The organism is Flavobacterium sp. Root901 (genome assembly GCF_001429765.1).
Classification (GTDB): domain Bacteria; phylum Bacteroidota; class Bacteroidia; order Flavobacteriales; family Flavobacteriaceae; genus Flavobacterium.
In genome coordinates this window covers 296,358-318,276 of the sequence record NZ_LMJB01000007.1, presented here as the reverse complement: position 1 = coordinate 318,276, position 21,919 = coordinate 296,358, and the positions used below count along the sequence as shown (strand labels likewise).

Below are 21,919 nucleotides of genomic sequence, written 5' to 3'. Positions count from 1 at the left end.
GCTTAATTTTCTTATAACCATTAAGAAATTAAACTCATAAAGCTTAGCTAAATTACTTAATACCTAAATGGTAAAAATAAAAAAAGATGTCTTCAGAAAAAATAATACAGCACAGCGAAGCCGCAGCAAAATTTAACAAAGACGTAGAGCGTGTCAACTGGCATGATGAAACACTTTGGTTTGTTCGTGCGAAACGTGATAAATCGGCACATCAAATTGCGGATTGGGAATTATTACGAGAAACAGCTTCAAGAATCAAAGCAAATGTACTTTCAAATATTCATGATTATTTAGTTGAATTTGAAGCGAATGCCCAAAAAAACGGAATCATTGTACATTGGGCGGCAGATGCAAAAGAGCACAACGAAATAGTGCATTCAATCATGGTAAAACATGATATAAAGCAAATGGTAAAATCAAAATCGATGCTTACGGAAGAATGCCATTTAAATGATTATTTAGCTGAAAAAGGCATCGAAGTGATCGATTCTGATTTAGGTGAATATATTGTACAGCTGCGCAAAGAACCGCCAAGCCATATTGTTTTGCCGGCCATTCACCTTAAAAAAGAAGATGTAAGCGAAACTTTTCACGAGCATCTTGGAACAGAAAAAGGAAATTTTAATCCGCAGTATTTAACAGAATCAGCGCGTCATAGTTTACGAAACACATTTCTGACGCGTAAGATTGCTTTAACCGGAGTTAATTTTGCCATAGCTGAAACGGGCGAATTTGTAGTATGCACCAACGAAGGGAATGCTGATATGGGGGCACATTTAGCAGATGTTCATATCGCTTGTATGGGATTTGAAAAACTGATTCCGCAGCGTAAACATTTAGGTGTTTTCTTAAGGTTATTGGCAAGAAGCGCAACAGGACAGCCTATTACCACTTTTTCAAGTCATTTTAAAAAACCAAGAGACGGAAAAGAACTTCATATCGTAATCGTAGATAATGGCAGAAGCAAGCAGTTAGGAAGAGAAGATTTTAGAAATTCCTTAAAATGCATTCGGTGCGGTGCGTGTATGAACACTTGTCCCGTTTACAGACGCAGCGGCGGACACAGTTATCATAATGCCGTTGCAGGGCCAATTGGTTCTATATTGGCACCAAATCTGGATATGAGCAAAAATGCTGATTTACCTTTTGCAAGCACACTTTGCGGTTCCTGTACTAACGTTTGTCCGGTTAAAATTGATATTCACGATCAATTGTATAAATGGCGTCAGGTTTTGGTAAAAGAGGGTTATACGCCAAAAACAAAAACAATTGCCATGAAAACTATGGCCGCAGTATTAGCCAATCCAAAAATTTTTAATATTGCCGGAAAATCAGGAAGATTTGTAATGAAAAATATTCCGGTAATGGTTAATAATAAAATGAATAAATGGTACGATCAACGCGAAATGCCCGACGTTCCTGAGGAATCTTTTAGAGAATGGTACAAGAAAAATTCAAGAGAATCTAAAGCGAAAGACAATGAGCAGTAAAACCAGAATTTTAAACAGAATAAAACTAAATCAGCCAGATTTGGTTACCGAACTTCCGGATCTGAGTCTTTTGGGTTCCGAGAATTTTGATACACTTGAAATGTATAAAACGGTTTTGAAAGGAATTGGCGGTGATCCTGTAGAAGTATCAAATTATACAGCAATCATAAATTACATTAAATCAAGTTATAATCTGGAGAAAAGAATTATTTCGACGCTTCCGGAGCTTTCAGAAATTGCTTCATTAGACTGGAACAACGCCGATCCGCATTCTCTTCAGGATGTCGAACTAACGGTTATTAAAGCTCATTTTGGAGTAGCAGAAAACAGTGCGCTTTGGGTAACCGATAGTATTTTAGGACAAAGAGTTTCTCCGTTTATTGCCCAGTATCTGGCGATTATTGTACATAAAAGCGATATTGTACGCACGATGCAGCAGGCTTATGAAAAGATTGGGAATCAGGAATATGGTTTCGGAACTTTTATTGCCGGACCTTCAAAAACAGCAGATATTGAACAATCATTGGTTTTGGGAGCACATGGCGCCAGAGGATTGATTGTTTTTTTATTGGATTAATATAGGCAATATGCAGTCCCTACGAGACAAATTTCCGAAGTGTGATAAAATGCTGCCGATATATAATCTCTCCGAGATATTTTCATGATAATAACGATTGTTATATAAATCCCAAATTTTAGGCAGTCCATAATTAAAACGTTATTTTTATATTTCTGGATAATAAAAAGAAATTAGAATGAAAAACGGAAAAAACCTAAAAGCAATTGCTTACGGAGAAGTACTTTGGGATGTTTTTGACAATGAAAAAAAGATAGGGGGCGCACCGCTAAATGTAGCTTTAAGAATGAAAACATTAGGCTGTGATGCTGCGATGATTAGCTGCGTAGGAAACGATGAAGACGGAAAAATTATAATCGATACTGTAAAAAACCTCGGACTTGAAACAGATGCGATTATAACATCAGAAAATTTTCCGACCGGATTGGTAAATGTTACTTTAGATAAAAACGGCTCAGCGACTTATGAAATTAAATATCCGTCGGCATGGGATAAAATTATATTAAATGATGCAGCAAGAGAACTAATCAGTCAAGCCGATGTTTTGATTTATGGAAGTTTGGTTTGCAGAGATCAGGTTTCAAGACAATCACTGGAAGAATTACTCAATACAAATGCTTACAAAGTTTTTGATGTTAATTTAAGAAAACCCCATTATTCGTATGAAATTCTGGAGCAGTTAATGAAATCTGCTGATTTTGTAAAGTTTAATGATGAAGAAATTTTAGAAATAGCATCAGCATTGCACTTTCCGCATAAAAGTTTAGAAGAATGTATGAATTTTATTTCTTCTTTGGCAGACGTAAAAGGAATATGTGTAACAAGAGGAAAACACGGCGCTCTGCTTTTATGGGAAGGAACTTTTTATGTAAATAATGGTTATCCTATTGTAGTTGCAGATACTGTTGGAGCAGGAGATTCTTTTCTTGCCACTTTAATTACCTCTTTGCTTACCAATAAAAACCCGCAGGAAGCTTTAGATTATGCTTGTGCAATAGGAGCTTTGGTTGCTGCATCGCCAGGAGCAAATCCAAAAATTTCTGAATCTGAAATTGAGGATTTAATGAGTAAAGGATAGATGAGTTTTAGGATTTATCATTCGATGCAAAGAAAAATTACAAACATATTCCAAAGAGTTTGGTCTAACGGAACAACAAATAGTTAAACCAACACATTCAGAAATCGAAGATTTAAACATTTTAAAATATTATTTTGAAAGCCATTCCGTAAAAGGGTGGCTTTTTGCTTGTTTTTTATATAAGTAAAACGCTATAATGCGCATTTAAAACTATAAGGAAAAATTTATAATTAGATTGAATTACAACCTCTGGTTATATTCTATAAGCTGGTTTGTAAGAAAAAAAAGGTGATTATGCGTAATATTGCGAAGCGATGTGCTGCCGACCACTGCAGTATCTCCAAATATATTCATTTAAGCCGAAAACAATTTTTTAGAAAGCACTCTCACCAAGCTTTCTTTAAAGAGATTTAATTTTAATTATTATGTTCATTTCCCTCACTCACGATCAGGTACAGTTTCAGTACGGATCAAAACAATGGCAGTACAATTTTAATGAAATTGTAGAACTCGGACTGCTCAAAAGAAAGAAAACCTATCTTTTTGAAAACAGCTCTTTCATTGCTGTTACAGGATTAGCTTATTATTGCATGATTTTTACAAAGTTAATGGAATTATATTATGTAATTCCGGCTTTACTCTGCTACACCTTTCTCATTATCTCACGGTTTCACAATAATACCGAATTCGATTATTTTGTGATCGTAAAAGATATCTACAACAAAGAAACTAAAGTAAAAATCAATGCTTTAGACCGGCCATTAATCGGAAAACAAATAGATCAGTATTTGAATTTAGAATTTCAGCGAATTATAGAAAGAACAAAAAACTAGAGATAAAAATGAATCAACTGTTAAATGAAATTTCAAACAACGATTTGGCCTTTATAGTTGTCGCTCTGGTATATGGTTTTATAATTATAATTAGAAAAAAATAAAAAATTGCGTTTTATCACCCTGCGATTAAACAGAATTTTGATTCCAAATAAACAAAAATAGCTGCAAAACCCCCTAAGTTAGTTGCGGCTGTTTCAGCTATACACGCCCTCCCCAAATCAAACTTATGGCAACTTCAATAAAAAACAAAATACGAAGCATTAGAGAGTTAAAAAATTATACTCAGGAATATATGGCAGATCAACTTGGTGTCACTCAGGCAGGCTACAGTAAAATTGAAAAAGGAAAAACAATTTTATCCTACGTCAAATTAGTAGAAATAGCCAGGATTTTAGAAGTTAGTGTCGAAGATATTATCAGTTTTGACAGTCAGAGATACTTCAGCAACATTAACACTGTAAAAGGAAACAGCAATAACGGAAGTATATTAATCAATTCGAATAATGACGAAGCGTTAAAAGAACTTTACGAAGATAAAATCAAACTTCTGGAAAAACTTTTAAGTAAAACAGAAGAAGAACTAAACCGATATAAAAGAAAATTTGGTCAGTTGTAAAAAAAACGAGGTGTAAAAGACCTCGTTTTTTAATTTATATGTTTGCATTTTTATGATGACTGATCATCAGTATCTGCATCAGGAGCATTCTTTTTTACAGACTCGATTCCGCCTTCTCTTGCAGAAACGCTTTCGTACATTTCGCTCGAACCAATAATTTGTCCATTACCGGCTTTTAAGTTAAAATGAGGTTTTCCGCTGGCAGATTCTTTTCTGTCATAGCGGCTGTCATCCTGCGAGTTTGTTTTGACAGATTCAATTCCGCTCAAAGCAGCAGCTTTTGTTGAATAGCCTTCACTTGTTAAAATTGTCTGGCCATTACCGGCTTTCAAATTAAATTGAAATTCACCATTGGTTCTTTTAGTGATTACAAATTTTCCCATTAGTTTTTGTTTAAGTTAACTATAAATATTTTGCTATTGATAAAAATACAAAACTTGAGAATACAAAAAACCTCACATTTAAAAAATAATCGTTTAGAATTTGTTAAGTATATTTTTTTGGAGTTAAAAAGCTTTTGATGTACATTTATTTTATGAAGGAAATCAGCGAAATCTTAAAAGCATATTCAGAAGCAAAAACCGCAGAAAAAAAGACGGCTTTGGCAACCGTTGTCAAAGTTGAAGGTTCATCTTACCGCCAGCCCGGAGCACGAATGCTGGTTACCGAAGACGGTGAACTAACCGGCGCTATAAGCGGCGGTTGTCTGGAAGGCGATGCACTCCGTAAAGCGCTTCTTTCGATTCATCAAAAACAAAATAAATTAATTACGTACAATACTAATAATGAAGATGATGTAGAACTTGGTTTACAGCTTGGCTGCAATGGAATCGTTCATATTTTATTTGAATATATTGATGATGAGGTGCCAGACAACCCAATACAGCTTTTACAGCAATTAGAATTAGAAAGAAAAGAAGCCGTAATTGGAACTGTTTTTTCCCAAAAAAGAAATGCTTTGCAAATAGGAACCACTTTATTTTTTAGAGAAAAAACTCCGGTTTTAAATCCTAATAATGAATTTTTAGATTTAATTTCTGATGCAGAAGAAGTGCTGAAAACTAAGGCATCCATTATAAAAAAACTTCAAAACGATAACGAAGCTTTATTGGAATACATTAATCCGCCCATTGCACTTATTATAGCCGGCGCAGGAAACGATGTAAAGCCTTTGGTAAAAATGGCTTCAATATTAGGATGGAAAATTACTATAGGCGACGGCCGTGCAACACATGCAACTGAAAAACGTTTTCCGGAAGCAGATAAAATCAGAGTTGTAAAACCCGAACAATTTACAGACGATATTGTAATTGATAATCAAACGTATTTTGTGCTCATGACGCACAATTACAAATACGATCTGGCAGTTTTAAAATTACTTTTGGAAACTGACTGCCAGTATTTGGGTATTCTGGGTCCAAAAAGCAAATTAAATCAAATGATTAATGACCTTGAAAATGAAGGAATCAATGTAACGGAAGAGCAATTAAAAAGCATTTACAGCCCGATTGGTTTAAATATCGGTGCAGAAACATCAGAAGAAATAGCCTTGTCGATTGTATCTGAAATTAAAGCTTTTTCAACTCAAAAATCTGGATTTTCTTTGAAATATAAGCAGGGTAAAATTCATGATGAAATTTAGGATGAAAAATAAATCTCAAAATAAAACGGGTATTGTAATTTTGGCTGCAGGCAATTCTTCGCGCTTAGGAAGACCAAAACAGTTATTGAGATACAAAGATTCAACACTTTTAAAAAACACGATCTCTGAAGCGCTAAAAGTGTCCAATTCATTTATAATTGTAGTATCAGGCGCCAATCACGAAATTATTGAAAAAGAGATAAATTCAACAGCAATAAATATTTGCAAAAATCCTGATTGGGAAAGCGGAATGTCATCGTCAATCGCAAAAGGATTATCAGAATTATTGAAATTGAATGAAGATTGTGAACAATGCATTTTTGCAGTCTGTGATCAGCCATTTGTATCAGCTTTAGTTTTTGAGAATTTAATCGGCAAATCTTATAAAACCTCAAAAGGCATTATAGCTTCTGCTTATTCTGAAACTTTGGGAACCCCGGTTTTGTTTGATAAAAAGTATTTTGGTGAGTTACTGGAACTAAAAGGACAGGGAGGAGCAAAAAAAATCATTAAAAAGTATTTGGATGATACTGTTCCGGTTTTATTCGAAAAAGGGAACATCGATATTGATACAGAAGAGGATTACGAAAAACTAATTTCTTAGATGAAAATAATGCTTTTTGTTATTGTGAGTCTTATTTGAGAAATAAAAAAACTGTAGATTAAATTTAAACTTTTAATTTCTTCGCCAGATCCAAAACTTTTTCAACAGCAATATCAATTTCTTCCAAAGTATTAAATCTGCCTAAACTAAAGCGGATCGAACTCAAGGCTTTTTCATCCGATAAACCCATTGCTTTTAAAACATGAGAAGCCTCAGAAGTGACAGATGAGCAGGAAGCACCATTTGAAACTAAAATATTTCCCAAAGCCATAATAAGTTTTTCTGAATTTACACATGGAAAACAAATATTCGAAGTATTATAAATTCGGTTTTCAACATTTCCATTTACAAATGAACCTTCAAATTGGAGCAAACTGTTTTCCAGTTTGTCCCGTAATATTTTTATGTTTTTTTTATTTCTTTCTAATTCATTCAGAGCTATTTCCGATGCTTTACCTAAACCGATAATTCCGGGAACATTTAGTGTACCGCTTCTTAATTTTCGCTGCTGTCCTCCGCCGGAAATCTGAGGAAGCAATTTTAATCTGGCTTTTGCCGAAACATATAAAGCGCCAATACCTTTTGGGCCATAGAATTTATGTGCAGACAACGTCAAAAGATCAATTCCCAAAGTTTTTACATCAACTGTAATTTTTCCGACAGCCTGAGTTGCATCACACATAAAAAGAACATTTTTGCTTTTAAGAATTTCAGAAATTTCACTGACATTTTGTATGACACCTGTTTCATTATTTGAAAGCATTGCAATGAAAACCAGTGTTTTATCTGTAATTGATTCATTTAAAAGGTTAAGATCTAAAAGACCATCGGGATTAACAGGCAAATAGCTTATTTCGAAACCATTACTTTTCATAAAATCGCAGGTTTCCAGTACGGCTTTATGTTCTGTAACCAATGTGATGATATGTTTTCGATCCTGATTGACCAACCCTTTAATTGCCAAATTAATTGCTTCTGTTGCGCCAGAAGTAAAGATGATTTCTTCCGCATCAGCATTGATTAAACCGGCGGTCTGCCAGGCAGCATTTTCTACAGCTTCATTTACGGTTAATCCTGCGATATGCTGACTTGTAGAATTGGCATATAAATCTGTAAAATAAGGAAGCATTGCTTCTAAAACCCGTTCATCAATTCGGGTTGTCGCATTATTGTCCAGATAAATATTTGGCTGATTTGGCATAATTAAAACTTAATCAAGTAAAAATACAATTTTGTTGTTTTTTAAGGCACAAAGCGCACAAAGTTTTTTCGTTTTAATTATCGCCATTAGCACAAATTTTGCAAAGTCAGAGTGGTAAATATTTGGAAACTTGTATTTTATATTTGACTGTTTGCAATTAAAATATCAAAAATGTAATTATTCTAAATAAGCAGAATGTTTGAATTTCATAACTTTTTGTGAATTAAGATTGTTAAATTTGTTAGAATACCCAAGAGATTTTCCTAATTAAAAAGATAGATAGAATGGCTTCTAAAAAAACAGATCCGAATAAAGTAACGGAGAACGACTCAAATTCCCGCCGTGACTTTATAAAAAAATCAGGACTTTTGACCGCTCTTGCCCTGACACCTCCTTCGTTGGTAATGGCTTCAGAGAATAAATGGGATGAAAAAATTGCTGAATATTTAGAAACAGTGCCGCTTTCTATTGAAGTAAATGGTAAAAAACAAACTCTTAATATTGAGCCAAGAACTACTTTACTTGACTTGTTAAGAGAGCAATTACAACTTACAGGTACAAAAAAAGGCTGTGACCATGGTCAGTGCGGAGCCTGTACGGTACACGTAAACGGAACAAGAGTATTATCTTGCCTTACTTTGGCAGCCATGCAGCAAAATGCTCAGGTTACGACTATCGAAGGACTTTCAAAAGGAAAAAAACTGCATCCAATGCAGGAAGCTTTTATTAAACATGACGGTTTTCAGTGCGGTTATTGTACGCCGGGACAGATCATGTCTGGGATTGCCTGTATAAAAGAAGGTCATGCCGGCAGCCGCGAAGAAATAAGAGAATACATGAGCGGAAATATCTGCCGATGCGGCGCTTATCATAATATTGTTGATGCTATAACAGAAGTTAAGGAAGGAGGGAAGGAACTATGAAAAATTTCCAAATAATCAGAGCCTTATCATCAGGTTCAGCAGTAAGTAATATCAGCAAAGAAAGTTCGGCCATGTTTATTGCCGGAGGAACAAATCTGGTTGATTTAATGAAAAAAAATGTTACTGCACCGGATAAATTAATAGACATCAACGGATTAGATTTAAACAAAATAGAATTTCTCACCGGAAAAGTTTCTATTGGTGCATTGGCAAAAAACAGTCAGGTTGCCGAAGACGCTGCAATAAAAGAAAAGCATCCTTTACTGTCTTTGGCTTTAGCGGCGGGAGCTTCACAGCAAATCCGCCATATGGCAACGGTTGGAGGAAATATGCTTCAAAAAACACGCTGTTCATATTTTTATAATACCGATATGCCGTGCAATAAAAGAAGTCCAAAAAGCGGCTGCGGAGCTATTGGCGGTGCAAACAGAATGCATGCCATTTTTGGTGCTTCAGATAGTTGTATTGCCGTTCATCCAAGTGATATGTGTGTGGCATTAGCAGCTTTAGATGCCAATGTTTTAGTAGAAGGGCCAAAAGGCAAAAGACAAATTAAATTTACAGATTTTCATCGTCTTCCGGGAAATACGCCTGAGAAAGACAATACTTTGGAAAATAAAGAATTGATAACTTCAATCGAAATTCCGGATAATAATTTTACTAAAAATGTTCATTATCTAAAAGTTCGCGACAGAACGAGTTATGCATTTGCATTAGTTTCGGTTGCAGCAGCATTAGATCTCAAAAATAATGTTATTAATGATGTCAGACTCGCAATGGGCGGAGTGGCACATAAACCCTGGAGATTAACTGAAGCTGAAGAATTTTTGAAAGGAAAAACAGTTTCAGAAGAAATTTTTAAACAAGCGGCAAATTTATCCATGAAAGGTGCAAGAAGTTATGGCGACAACGATTTTAAATTAACATTGGCACCAAATGCAATAACAGAAGCACTTACAATAGCAGCATCAAAATAATTGAATTATGAGCAAGACAAGTAATATTAATAGAGTTGACGGATTTGCTAAAGTAACAGGATCAGCAACTTATTCTGCCGAATATAAAACGCCTGGTGTGGTTTACGCTTGTTTAGTCGGAAGTACAATTGCGAAAGGAAGAATTAAAACCATCGATACCAAAAAAGCAGAATGGGCGCCGGGAGTTCTGGCGGTTATTACGCACTTAAATGTAGATAAACCTGCTGGATATCAAAAAGCAAAAGACAAACATAATTTTGGCCAGCCGCTGCAGATTTTTAAGGATGATTCGGTTTTATATTACGATCAGCCCATTGCATTGGTTATTGCCGATACTTTTGAGCGTATGCAGTATGCAGCGAGTTTAATCAAAGCCGATTATTTTAAGGAAGAACATTCAACAGAACTCAAAAAAGCTGCCGATAAAGAGAAAAAAGTCGAAACTGATAAAGGAAATGATTACCATCGTGGAATTCATGACGGTTATAAAAATGCAGAAGTTGTTTTAGAAACAGAATATACAATTCCGACAGAAGTTCATAACCCAATGGAATTGGCCAACATCATCGCTAAATGGGAAGGAAATAAACCCATTTTATATACTAAAAGCCAAGGAGTTGAAGGCACACGAAAAAGCGTTGCTGAGGTTTTTGGGGTTCCTGCAGCAGATGTAGAAGTGCACTCTGAGTATCTTGGAGGTGCATTTGGAATGGGACTGCATACCTGGCCGTATGAAATTGCGGCATTAATAGGAGCCAAAAAATTAAATCGTCCCGTAAAATTAGTTTTACATCGCGAGCAGATGTTTACGAATGTTGGTTTTAGACCTTATACTATTCAAAAAATGGGATTAGGTGCCACAAAAGCCGGAAAACTAACTGGTTTAACTCATGAAGCCGTGGCGATGACTTCAAGTTATGAAGATTTTATGGAAGGAACCGTAAACATGTCCCGATTTATTTATGACTGCGAAAATGTTTCAACACGTTACAGAATTGTGCCTTTAGATACCTGTACTCCGATCTGGATGCGCGGTCCGGGTGAAGCAACGGGTTCTTTTGCGCTCGAATCTGCAATGGATGAAATGGCGTATAAATTAAATATGGATCCAATTGAATTTCGAAAGCTGAATTATGCAGAGAAAGATTTGGAACAAAATAAACCATGGAGCAGTAAATATCTTTTGGAATGTTACGAAGGCGGAATGGAACGCATTGGCTGGAAAAATCGTAAAAATGAACCCGGATCTGTTAAAGAAGGAAACTGGCTTGTAGGCTACGGAATGGGAACGGGAACTTTTGGCTGTTACAGAAGCCCTACTTCGGTAAAAGCAAAATTTTTACCAGACGGAAATTTGGTCTTGCAATGCAGCGTAAACGATATGGGACCCGGAACTGCAACAATGATGACAGCAATTGGTGCCGAAATAACAGGTTTACCAGTTGAAAATGTTATTATTGAAATGGGAAAAAGCGGACTCCCGAAAGGACCAACACAAGGCGGATCTGCGACAACTTCTTCTGTAGGTTCTGCAGTGCACGATGCCTGCGGTTTATTGATAAGTAAAGTATTAGGATTAGCAGCAGAAAATCCATCTTTTAAAGGAATTCCTGTTACGGATTTGAGTTTTTCAAATGGAATAATTTCTGCCAAAAATGATAATTCTAAAACGGTTGCTTTAACTTCTTTACTCAGTACAAATAAATTAGAAGGATTAGAAGTCGAAAATCAATCAAAAGCGGCAGAAGAAGCGAAGAAATATTCTATTTATTCTTTTTCTGTACATTTTGTAAAAGTATTGGTGAATCCGAATTTGGGTAAAATACGATTGGCGCATGTTGTTTCCTGTGCCGATATCGGAACGGTTATCAGCCAGAAAACTTCTGCCGGACAAATGTATGGCGGTGCAGTAGGAGGAATCGGAATGGGATTAATGGAAGCTTTGGAAATAGATCATCGTTTTGGACGTCCAATCAATAACAATTTTGCCGATTATCATGTTCCCGTAAATGCCGATATTGAAAAACAGGAAGTTTTCTTTGTCAATAAAAAAGACCCAATCAGCAACCCGATGGGAACAAAAGGTCTTGGTGAAACGGCTTTGGTAGGCATGGCTCCAGCAATTGCAAATGCTGTTTTTAATGCAACCGGAAAACGTGTACGAGATTTGCCAATTACACTGGATAAAATAATTGTTTAATTATTAGTTGTAAATGGTTAATTACCAGCTAAAATTTACAATTAACCATTTACAACTAATATTTCATTACTGTTTTTTATTAAAAGAAGGAAGAATATATTTTTGAATCAATTCATCGCTTGGTGATTGTGAGTTATAATTTCCGCCTGTAATAACAGTTATCATATTTTGGTCTTCCCAAATGTAAATTTTTTGGCCCCCATTACCTTGTGCAGCTTTTCCGTTATATCGAACACCATCAACATTCAGGTATTTTATCCACCATAAATAACCATAATTCACACCTTGAACAACAGAATGTTTCGTTAAAGATTCCTGAACCCAATCTTTAGATATTACTTGTTTCCCGTTCCAAAGACCTTTATTAAGATACAGCATTCCTAATTTTGCCATATCTCTTGAATTCAAATACAGCTGACAAAAAGTTTCGGCACTTGATGCATCGGGTTTAAAATTCCATTTAAAATTTTTAATGCCTAAATCTTTAAAAAGAGTCTGTTTAGCAAATTCAGGTAAAGGCATTTTTGTTGCCCGTTCAATAATTTTTCCTAATGTTATAGGATTTCCAGAACAATACATTCCTTTGCCGCCCGGTACATCAGTCATCGGAAGATCTAGTATAAATTGTATCCAGTCATTAGAATAGTTCATAGTAGTTTCATTCCCAACAGACTTTGGATTGCTCACATCACAATCAAGCCCGCTTTGATTGGTTAAAAGATTTTCAATCGTAATCTGCCTTTTGTCTGAAGTAAGGTTTTTAAACGTATAATCAGGAAAATAAGAAAGTACCGTTTCATTTTTACTTTTGATAAATCCCTTATCTATAGCAATTCCTGTAAGTGCCGAGACAAAACTTTTTGTAGCCGAACGAATTTCATGAAGTTTGGTTTTGTTGTACTCATAAAAGTATTCTTCGAAAACCAGTTTTCCATCTTTAATAATTAAAACGCTGTGTACATTAGGATAAGTGCCATCAACAATTTTTCGCATCATTTCATTTAATAATGCTTTGTCCAGACCAGACTGATCAAGATTTCCAGTTATTAAACCATCAAGATCTTTTTTAGGCTGCTGATATACATATTTATAATCTTTAGAAGCATTAAGCCTTGGATACCAGATTTCTTGTGGGAAAAAGACTTTTTTGCTAATCAATTTGAAGGTTTTTCCATCAGCGGTATAACCTGTAATCGCTGCAGTATTATTTCTGATAAAAGTTACTTTTTCTTTTGACATATTCAGGAAAATATCTTTTTCCTGAGGTTTTAATGAATACTTGCTTTCATTGATTATAGCATATAAAATAGTATCTTTTGGCGATGCGGCAATTTGGAGTGTGGTATTATTTTCATATTCATAAATACCTTCGTACTCCTTTAATTGTTCGTATGTGATTTTAAATTTTTGCTGGGAATAGCCGCAGAGAGCGGGCAATAAAAACAATAATAATAAGATGTTTTTTTTCATTCTTTTGTTGTGGTTAGTTAGTTAATAGTTAGTTATGGTATAATTGACTCAAATAAAAGCAAAAAAAAGAGACACTTAACTTAAATTAGTGTCTCTTTGTATGTAGTTTATAATCGTAAACAATTATTTAACCGTAATTGGAAGCTCAACAGTTGTTTTATCCCATCCAATAACTAGATTAGCTATATTGCCTTGTGCTGTAAAAGCAATTGACAAAGCTTCGATTACAGTAGAAACCGGTTTTACAGGAACAGAAACTCTCACAATATCTTTACTTTCATCATAAGGATAAGCACCCCATAAATCCAGTTCCTTATTGATAATAATTGTCCATTTATCTTTTTCAGGAATAGCAAATAAGCTGTAAGTTCCAGCTGGAATGTTTTTGCCATCAATTGTTACTGCTTTGTAAAATTTGATTTCAGTGTTTTCATTAGCGCCAACTCTCCAGACTTCCCCAAACTTAGTTAAATCTCCAAAAATAGTTCTTCCTTTTACTGAAGGTCTGGAATAAACAACTTTAATAACCGGATTTGGATTGTCTGTTTTTTTGAATTTAACCGCTTTATTTGGGAAATAAGAAATATCAACAGGACTGGCATCTAACGGAGCAAATTTGACTACATCCTGAGCCTGAACTGAAATAGCAGCAAATAAAACTACTGCTAATAAACATAATTTTTTCATAGGATTACAATTTTTAGGTTTTACTACAAAGTAAGTTAATAATGAAGAAAAATCATATAATTTACAGCCTGTTTTTTGTTAATGAATTGCTAATGGCGTTTATTCTTTTTTGTCATTTTATTACCGTAGAGACACGCACTGCAGTGCGTCTAACATGTTGAAATATACGTGACGTAGACGCACTGCAGTGCGTCTCTACAGATATATGTTGTATTAAGTTGAAAACATGATCAAGTTATCTGAGGCTAAAGAATGATTTTAATTTTCTTGTTTCTTCTTTGCATACCAATTCTGCATGATATAAAAAGCTTTCTTTTTATTTCCGTCGTTTGAGATTAATCCTTTACGGTTATATTCATCCTGAATTCCTGGAAGTAGCCTTCTTGGCGATCTGAAATCAACTAAAATCCACGGACTTAAACCGCTTAAATGCGGGATTTTTTCAATCATTTTTAAGTTTTGGATATAAAGATATTCCTGAAATTCCTCTGTCCAGCGTTCGTTTTTTTCTCCATGTAATCCTTGTTTGGCATCACCTCCAAATTCAGAAACAATTACAGGTTTATTGTATTTGGTTTTCCATAAGATTTTCTCAGCATCTTCCAGTTTTCCGCCATACCAGCCTAAATATTGATTAAAAGAAATAATATCTAAATAATCACCAATTGCATCATTTATGGTTCCAAATCCTTCTGCATCACTTTGGGTTAATAAAGCTGCACTAATCAGTCTTGTGTTGTCTAAAGTTTTAGTATGATCGACTAATTTTTTAATAAAGGCATTTCGCGCATCAGAAATTGGTGTTTCATTTGCCATTGACCAAATCACAATACAAGCTCTGTTTTTATCTCTTGTTATGGCGGCTGTCAATTGATCTTCGGCATTTTGATAGGTATTTTTATTAGTGAATTCAACAGTCCAGTAAACCGGAATCTCTTCCCAAACCATTAATCCCATTTTGTCTGCTTCTCTGATAATGTTTTCATTATGAGGATAATGTGCTAATCTAACATAATTACAGCCCAGTTCTTTTGCCCAGTTTAATAAACGCAGAGCATCTTCCTGAGAATTAGCACGTCCGCCTTTTGCATTTTCTTCGTGAATAGAAATTCCTCTTAAAAATATAGGTTTTCCGTTTAATAAAATTTTATCTTCTTTTGTTTCAATAGTTCTGAAACCAATTTTATCGTTTAATTTTTGTCCGTTAAAATCGATAGTAACATCATATAATTTTGGGTTTTCCGGAGCCCAGTAGGAAATCTTTTTGGCTGGAATTTCAAAATTTAAAATTCCGTCAGCACCAATTTTTCCTTTGTAATTGATTTTTAATTCCGGAATCGAAACCGAAGCCTGATTTTGAGCCGGATTTAGATTATTAACTTTAATAAAACCTGATATTAAGGCATTGTTATTCTTTTTTAACTGTATGGTATAATCTTCAACAAACGAAGCATCTTCTTCAATTAAAGTAACGTCACGCGTAATACCGCCGTAATTCCACCAATCGGTATTAATAGTTGGAACATCTTCTTTATGACGTGTATTGTCAACTTTTATGACCAAATAATTGTCTTTTGGCTGTACAATCGAAGTTACTTCGTAATTGAATGGCGTAAAACCACCTTCATGATGTCCTAATTTCTTTCCGTTTAAATAAACATCGGCTTTGTAATTGATTGCTCCCAAATAGACAAAAAGGCGTTTGTTTTCTTTTAGATTATAATCGAAAGATTTTTTGAACCAAACTGTCCCTTCGTAATATTTCAATTCCGGAACCTGCGATGTCCAGTCGCCCGGAATATTAATTTTTGGAGATTTATCAAAATCGTATTCTACCAGTTCCTGTTTGTTTTGGGCATGATAATTACTATAATATGCTGCTTTTGGAGCTTTTTCCTGTTTGTCGTAAACATCATGGTGAAAACTGTAATAACCAGTTTCATAAGGGTCCACAATGTAATTCCACACTCCGTTTAAAGAAGTTGTATTTCGGTTTGGAACATTTGAGATTAAGCCTTGTGCCTGTCCGGCAAAAAAGGTTGTCAGGAATAGTAATGTCAGGATTTTTTTCATTTTTTATATTTTGTTTTTTATATTCATTTTTAATTGCAAAGAATGCTTCATAATCAAACAACGCGCTTTTTTAGTTAACCGGGATTTTTAAATATTCTCCTTTAAAACTCTGGTTTAGCGCGGTCATTTCAATCGGACTGCCGGAACCATCCGGAATAACTTCAATCGATGCTTTTCCGTTTGCCATTTTTATCGATTCGCTTCCAGTTGGTGTGCCTTGATTTTTCAACGTTTTTCCGCCTTTCAAACATTGAAAATAAACATTTTCTTCATAATCCAGACAGCGTAAATTGTTATTGTCAATTGCAATTGCTGTAATCAGATAATGTCCATTTTTTAATTTTTCTGAGGATAATTGCAAAGACGAAGCCGTATCGTTTTTCGAAAAGCGATAATTAACTTTTAGAGTATCAGAAACAGTTCTGCCGTTTTTATCTTTACCAATTGCAAGTAAAATATTATCTCCTTTTCTAAAATTAACATCCCAAGTTAAACCATTTGCAGGATATAGCGAAAGATTTCTTTGTTTTTCTCCAAGAGATTTTCCGTCATGAAATAACGTAACCTTCTCACAATTACTAAATACGCTTATTGTTCTTGGCAAATTTTCAGGTCCCTGTCTTTGTGTCCACGTATGCGATTCGATATAGGTAAACGGTTCTTTTGACCAGTAACTTTTAAAAACATAATACGCATCTTTAGGGTTTCCGTTTCGGTCTACGAGTCCTTTTTGGTTCATGTACGGAATATCATCTTCCGGACGTAAAGGCGTTGCAAAATCCTTAAATGCCCATTGAACATTCCCCACGAACTCCGGATCATTCTCTGATATATGCAGATGCCAGTCAAATAAATCAACGATATAATTTTCGCTCCAGTCACCAATTTGGGCAATATTGGCTACTTTCGTCTGTACAATTGCTTCTTCCCAGCCTTCTGCTTTTATAACATTTTCTCCTGTTACCGGATTTTCGCTGTGGCGCCCAACATGACTGTCTCCGCCATATTCGGCATGAATGAAGTGTTTGTATTCTTTTTTGTAAACATCAATTGCTTTTTGATAGCTTTTGTAACTTCCGGAATACCAGCCAGACCAGATAGAAGGGGAGAAGACATCTACAATATGAGAACCTTCATAATATTTTCTAATTGCTGTTTTTCTGTTTGGATCCAGTTTGTGGGCAATGTCATTTAATTCAGTTAAAAAGACATTTGTTTTTTCGGTATTGTCTCCATCAGGAAAATCAGGAAGCCAGTTCATTTCGTTTCCAAGCGACCAGATTATAATACTTGGATGATTGTAATTTTGATTGATGATTTCCCTGAGCATGTTTTTAGTATTCGTCTGCCAGAGTTCATCGCCAATTCCGCCGCGGCACCAGGGCAGTTCGTCCCAAACCAAAAGTCCGAGTTCATCGCAGGCTTTATAAACTTCAGGATCCTGCGGATAATGGGCTAAGCGAACAAAATTGGCACCCATATTTTTAATGGATTTCATGTCTGCCCAATGCTGTTCGTTGCTCATTGCAGCGCCAACTCCGGCTTGTTCTTCATGACGATGTGTGCCGCGAATCAATAAGCGTTTTCCGTTTAAATAAAAAGGCCCGTGATCTTTAAACTCAAACCATCTGAAACCTGTTTTTTCAGAAACGCTGTCCCTAATTTGGTTTTTTTCTGATAAAACGGCTGTTATCCTATATAAATTTGGATTGTCGGTATCCCAAAGTTCCGGATTTTTGATGTTTTCAAAACTAATTACTGCAGTTTTGTCTAAAACAGAAATCTTTTTACTCGCTATTTTTTTTCCTTTCGGATTTTTTAAAGTTACGGTTAAGGATAAGTCTTTTGAATTATCGGCATTTACAAAAGAAGAAATAATTTGTACAGAAGCTTTTTTTGCCGAAACTTCAGGAGTTGTTATTCTCAGGCTTTCAATATGATTTTTGTATTTTGAAACCAGCCAGACATCGCGCGTAATTCCTCCGTAAATAAAAAAATCACTTTTTTGAGACGGAATAATTTCAATGTCATAACTGTTGTCTACGCGAACAAAAATATCATTGTTTCCTTCTGTAATAAAGTTTGTAATGTCTATGGAAAAACCAATATAACCGCCAATATGGCCGCCGGCTTCTTTTCCATTCACATACACTTTGGTCGTAACATTTGAACCTTCAAAATATAAACTGTAAACTTTGTTTTTATCAATATTCGAAATATTTATTTTTTTTTGATACCAGCTTGCATCGCGTCGGTAGCCCGGATATAAATCGGTTGCATCTTCGGCGTTCCAGGTGTGCGGCAGATTTAAAGTAATCCAGTTTGTGGCTTTTTGTGCTTCACTGAGATTTGAAGTATGATTTTCAAGATAAAGCCAATTGTCATTAATATTCATCTTTGTCTGAGCAAAACTGCTGCTCAGACAAATCTGAAAAAAAACAAAAAGCGCAAAAATTGAAAATGTATTGTGTTGATACAGGGAATTCTTCATAATTTTTTTAGGTTCTGAGGTTCTAAGATTTTAAGGTTCTGAGGCTGAAAACCTTAGTTCCTTAGCACCTTAGTTACTTCTTTCTTAATAATGCTTCTAAAAAATAATAATCGGCGTAGATTATTGGTTCATCAATTTCATCGTGTTTTGGCCAGTTTCCGGTACTGTGACCAAATAGAAAAGGAGCCTTAATGTTTGGGTTTAAAATGTATTTTTCTGTTTGTACCGAATTCATTAGTTTATCGGCGAAAGCCAGATAACTTTTATTTTTTGTATAACCGTACAATTCATATAATCCTGATGCCATAACCATCGCTGCCGAAACATCACGCGGCGAATTTGGAATTCCCGGATCTTTTAAATCCCAATACGGAATTCCGTCTTCGGGCAGATTTTTATTATTCATGAAAAAATTTGCAGTTGCTTCGGCCTGTTTTAAATAAGCAGGATCTTTTGTGTAGCGATACGACATTGTAAAGCCATAAACTGCCCAGCCTTGTCCGCGCGCCCAGACAGAATCGTCATTATAACCCTGCAATGTTGTTTTTTTTCTGACTTCGCCTGTATTCGGGTTATAATCGATGACGTGGTAGCAGGAATTGTCTTCTCGAAATTGGTTTTTCAACGTTGTATTGGCATGCTGAATCGCAACGTCGCGATATTTTGGGTTTCCGGATAATTTTGAAGCTTCAAAAAGCAATTCCAGATTCATCATATTATCGATGATTACGGGATAATCCCAAATTTCTTTGTTGAAATCCCAGGATCGAATAGAACCCACTTTTGGATTAAACCTTGTGCATAAAGTTTCTGCGCCTTTTATAATTACCGCTTCGTATTCTTTCTTGTTTTCCACTTTTAGGGCTTCTCCAAAACTGCAAAACACTTTAAAACCTACGTCATGCGAATTACTGTTGACACTTTCCTTTTTGCTGAAAGGCGTCCATTTTTGAGCTTGTTCTTTGTATTTAGAATCGCCTGTGAGTCGGTATAACTGCCAAAGGTTTCCGGCAAAAAAACCGCTTGTCCAGTCTCTCGAAGGAACTTTGCGAATCTCATTGGTATTGATATTCATGCTTCTTGGCATCGACATAGAATCTACCGGATAATCGAGCAACATTTTGTAACGCGTTTCGAGTAAATTATTCGCTGCTGTGCTTTTTGTTTGAGGAATAATCCCGGACTTGCACGCTGTTACCAGCGATGCAAACCCAAGGATTAAAATGAAACTAACTTTATTCATACTACTAATTAATCAAATTTTTAGTTTCTAGACTAAATTTTTAGACGCGGATTTGATGGATTCGCATTCGCGAAAACGCTGATTTTTACAGATTTTTTTCTCTCGCAGATTTGGCTGATTTGGCTGATTTTTTTTATTTCCAACAGATTTTTAAAAAAATAATTCAATCTGCTCAATCTGTCAAATCTGCGGGAGACAAATTATTAGTGACATAAAAAATCCGTTCGAATCTGCGTTTTCGCCAAGCGAATCCATCAAATCCGCGTTCAATATAATTATGCTAAATTAATAACCAGGATTATTTGGTTTTAAATTTGGATTTATAGCCAGTTCTGTTCCCGGTAAAGGCCATAAATAATCCTTATTCGGATTAAAATTGGCATGCGGTTCTAAACCATTTGCACCAAATACTTCAGGACCATTTTTTAATCTTTTGATATCGTACCATCTGATATATTCAAAAGCCAGTTCTAATCTTCTTTCCTCAATAACCATTTTTTTGAAATCGGCTTTTGATAATCCAGGCGTTACATTTGCAGGGAAAGAAACCTGTTTTCCGGCTTTATTTCTCGCTCTTGCACGAACTCGGTTTACGTAGCCGTCGGCTTCAGTAGTACCCGGATTAATTTCATTTAAAGCTTCTGCAGCTGTTAGTAGAACTTCGGCATAACGCATTGTGATATAATTATGCTGAGAAGTTCTTCCGTTTGCTCCGGCTTTTCCCGGAAAACGGAAATATTTTGCAATATGCGGACGAGGCGCTTTTTCGTTATCGCTTGAAGGATAAACCTGCAATGATCCGCCCGGACCGGTTTTCTTTCTAATAATAGTATCAAAACTTACGGCTCTTCTGTAATCTCTCTGGTCCCAGGTATTAAATACTTTTAATGACGGAACGGCAACTGAAAATCCCTGTCCGTAACTGTAACTGTCGTCTTTTAATGAACCGGTAAAAAACGCTGTATAATCCTGACCGTAATTTCCAGATGTTAAATTATTAAAATCTACTGTAAACAAAGGTTCTTTTAATGAAGCAGCTTTTGTAGCATTAAATAAATCCTGAAAATCGGCATCAAGACCTAAGCCAAATTTGGTTTCGTTTGTAATAACATATTTAGCTTCGTCATATGCTTTTTGATATTGGCCTAAAGTTAAATAAACGGAAGCTAAATATCCTGCTGCGGTACCTTTTCCAGGAACAGCTTTTACTTTTGGTTTGTCATCCAGCCATTGTTTTGCAAATTCTAAATCGGCAATTATTTTTAGGTAAACATCAGCTTCTTTTGTTTTTCCGATAGAATTTACCTGAGAAACATCATTTACAACAAAATCAATGTACGGAATATCACCAAAAAGGCGAACCAGATGATAGTACGTAAAAGCTCTAGCAAAATAAGCCTGCGCTGCAATGGCATTTACTTTTGCAGGATCTCCCGGTGTTTTTTTAGCGCCCTCAATTGCCTGATTGGCTGCGGTAATGATAACATAAGACTGCGGCCAAAAGTTGGCTACAAGTGCATTTGTATCATTCATACTCATATCGTTTACATCAATACGCGCTGCCTGAGTGGTTCTGTCACCAATATCGGCCATATCATCGCGAAGCATTAATGCAATTGTAAATTCTCTTCCCCAATAGTTATTGTGTGCAATATTGGCAAAAGCGCCGTTTACAGCTGCCTGTAAATCGTCTGTGTTATTGAAAAAGTTGTCTGGACGAATGACTCCTACCGGATGTTCTTCCAGATCAGAACATCCAAAAAATGTGAGTGTTCCGAAGAAAAGAAAAGCTATATATTTTTTCATGATAT

At 35.4% G+C, this 21,919-nt stretch carries 18 protein-coding genes; 10 read left to right on the top strand and 8 right to left on the bottom strand.

Going from position 1 to position 21,919, the window contains the following annotated elements; translation table 11 throughout:
- The first annotated feature begins 86 nt into the window (after positions 1-86).
- The 5 genes from ASE21_RS14620 to ASE21_RS14600 all read left to right on the top strand — a co-directional run bounded on the left by ASE21_RS14620 (position 87) and on the right by ASE21_RS14600 (position 4,597).
- On the top strand, positions 87-1,490 hold the full coding sequence (locus ASE21_RS14620; protein ID WP_057123427.1) for a lactate utilization protein B: 1,404 nt from the start codon (positions 87-89) through the stop codon (positions 1,488-1,490).
- Positions 1,480-2,067, top strand: coding sequence for a lactate utilization protein C (locus ASE21_RS14615; RefSeq protein WP_057123426.1), 588 nt, complete (start codon positions 1,480-1,482; stop codon positions 2,065-2,067). Before ASE21_RS14620 ends, ASE21_RS14615 begins: the two co-directional genes overlap by 11 nt.
- 178 nt (positions 2,068-2,245) lie before the next feature.
- Positions 2,246-3,145 carry a carbohydrate kinase family protein gene (locus tag ASE21_RS14610; protein ID WP_057123425.1) on the top strand — a complete coding sequence of 300 codons (900 nt, stop codon included), beginning with the start codon at positions 2,246-2,248 and terminating at the stop codon, positions 3,143-3,145.
- 425 nt (positions 3,146-3,570) lie between these two features.
- Complete coding sequence (locus tag ASE21_RS14605; RefSeq protein ID WP_057123424.1) at positions 3,571-3,978, top strand: hypothetical protein; 408 nt, start codon at positions 3,571-3,573, stop codon at positions 3,976-3,978.
- Between the two features lie 229 nt (positions 3,979-4,207).
- A complete protein-coding gene (locus tag ASE21_RS14600) occupies positions 4,208-4,597 on the top strand; it encodes a helix-turn-helix transcriptional regulator (RefSeq protein WP_057123423.1) in 390 nt (129 codons plus the stop codon).
- Between the two features lie 50 nt (positions 4,598-4,647).
- On the opposite strand, the gene ASE21_RS14595 is transcribed toward ASE21_RS14600, so the two are convergent.
- On the bottom strand, positions 4,648-4,980 hold the full coding sequence (locus ASE21_RS14595; protein WP_057123422.1) for a YegP family protein: 333 nt from the start codon (positions 4,978-4,980) through the stop codon (positions 4,648-4,650).
- A gap of 137 nt (positions 4,981-5,117) precedes the next feature.
- Here ASE21_RS14595 and ASE21_RS14590 point away from each other — a divergent pair, with 137 nt between their 5' ends.
- Complete coding sequence (locus ASE21_RS14590) at positions 5,118-6,239, top strand: XdhC family protein (protein WP_242410282.1); 1,122 nt, start codon at positions 5,118-5,120, stop codon at positions 6,237-6,239.
- Position 6,240: 1 nt separating this feature from the next.
- On the top strand, positions 6,241-6,843 hold the full coding sequence (locus ASE21_RS14585; RefSeq protein WP_242410281.1) for an NTP transferase domain-containing protein: 603 nt from the start codon (positions 6,241-6,243) through the stop codon (positions 6,841-6,843).
- A 64-nt stretch (positions 6,844-6,907) separates the two neighbouring features.
- Here the strand turns inward: ASE21_RS14585 and ASE21_RS14580 are convergent, their stop codons facing one another.
- Positions 6,908-8,044, bottom strand: coding sequence for a cysteine desulfurase family protein (locus tag ASE21_RS14580; RefSeq protein ID WP_057123419.1), 1,137 nt, complete (start codon positions 8,042-8,044; stop codon positions 6,908-6,910).
- 284 nt (positions 8,045-8,328) lie between these two features.
- On the opposite strand from ASE21_RS14580, the gene ASE21_RS14575 reads away from it, so the two are divergent.
- From ASE21_RS14575 to ASE21_RS14565, 3 genes are read left to right on the top strand one after another with little or no spacing between them, the layout of a single operon-like run.
- Positions 8,329-8,967, top strand: coding sequence for a 2Fe-2S iron-sulfur cluster-binding protein (locus ASE21_RS14575; RefSeq protein WP_057123418.1), 639 nt, complete (start codon positions 8,329-8,331; stop codon positions 8,965-8,967).
- Positions 8,964-9,944, top strand: a complete 981-nt coding sequence (locus ASE21_RS14570; RefSeq protein WP_057123417.1) for an FAD binding domain-containing protein — start codon at positions 8,964-8,966, stop codon at positions 9,942-9,944. Before ASE21_RS14575 ends, ASE21_RS14570 begins: the two co-directional genes overlap by 4 nt.
- A gap of 7 nt (positions 9,945-9,951) precedes the next feature.
- On the top strand, positions 9,952-12,144 hold the full coding sequence (locus tag ASE21_RS14565) for a xanthine dehydrogenase family protein molybdopterin-binding subunit (protein WP_057123416.1): 2,193 nt from the start codon (positions 9,952-9,954) through the stop codon (positions 12,142-12,144).
- Positions 12,145-12,210: 66 nt separating this feature from the next.
- Here the strand turns inward: ASE21_RS14565 and ASE21_RS14560 are convergent, their stop codons facing one another.
- The 6 genes from ASE21_RS14560 to ASE21_RS14535 form a co-directional block, all read right to left on the bottom strand.
- Complete coding sequence (locus tag ASE21_RS14560; RefSeq protein WP_057123415.1) at positions 12,211-13,614, bottom strand: serine hydrolase domain-containing protein; 1,404 nt, start codon at positions 13,612-13,614, stop codon at positions 12,211-12,213.
- Positions 13,615-13,737: 123 nt separating this feature from the next.
- The gene (locus ASE21_RS14555; protein WP_057123414.1) at positions 13,738-14,301 is read right to left on the bottom strand and encodes a DUF2911 domain-containing protein; all 564 of its coding nucleotides are present in this window, start codon (positions 14,299-14,301) and stop codon (positions 13,738-13,740) included.
- 258 nt (positions 14,302-14,559) lie between these two features.
- Complete coding sequence (locus ASE21_RS14550) at positions 14,560-16,374, bottom strand: glycoside hydrolase family 2 protein (RefSeq protein WP_057123413.1); 1,815 nt, start codon at positions 16,372-16,374, stop codon at positions 14,560-14,562.
- Positions 16,375-16,444: 70 nt separating this feature from the next.
- A complete protein-coding gene (locus ASE21_RS14545) occupies positions 16,445-18,865 on the bottom strand; it encodes a glycoside hydrolase family 2 protein (RefSeq protein ID WP_057123412.1) in 2,421 nt (806 codons plus the stop codon).
- Positions 18,866-18,938: 73 nt separating this feature from the next.
- Complete coding sequence (locus ASE21_RS14540) at positions 18,939-20,108, bottom strand: glycoside hydrolase family 88 protein (protein WP_057123411.1); 1,170 nt, start codon at positions 20,106-20,108, stop codon at positions 18,939-18,941.
- A 285-nt stretch (positions 20,109-20,393) separates the two neighbouring features.
- The gene (locus ASE21_RS14535; RefSeq protein WP_057123410.1) at positions 20,394-21,914 is read right to left on the bottom strand and encodes a RagB/SusD family nutrient uptake outer membrane protein; all 1,521 of its coding nucleotides are present in this window, start codon (positions 21,912-21,914) and stop codon (positions 20,394-20,396) included.
- Between the last annotated feature and the right edge of the window lie 5 nt (positions 21,915-21,919).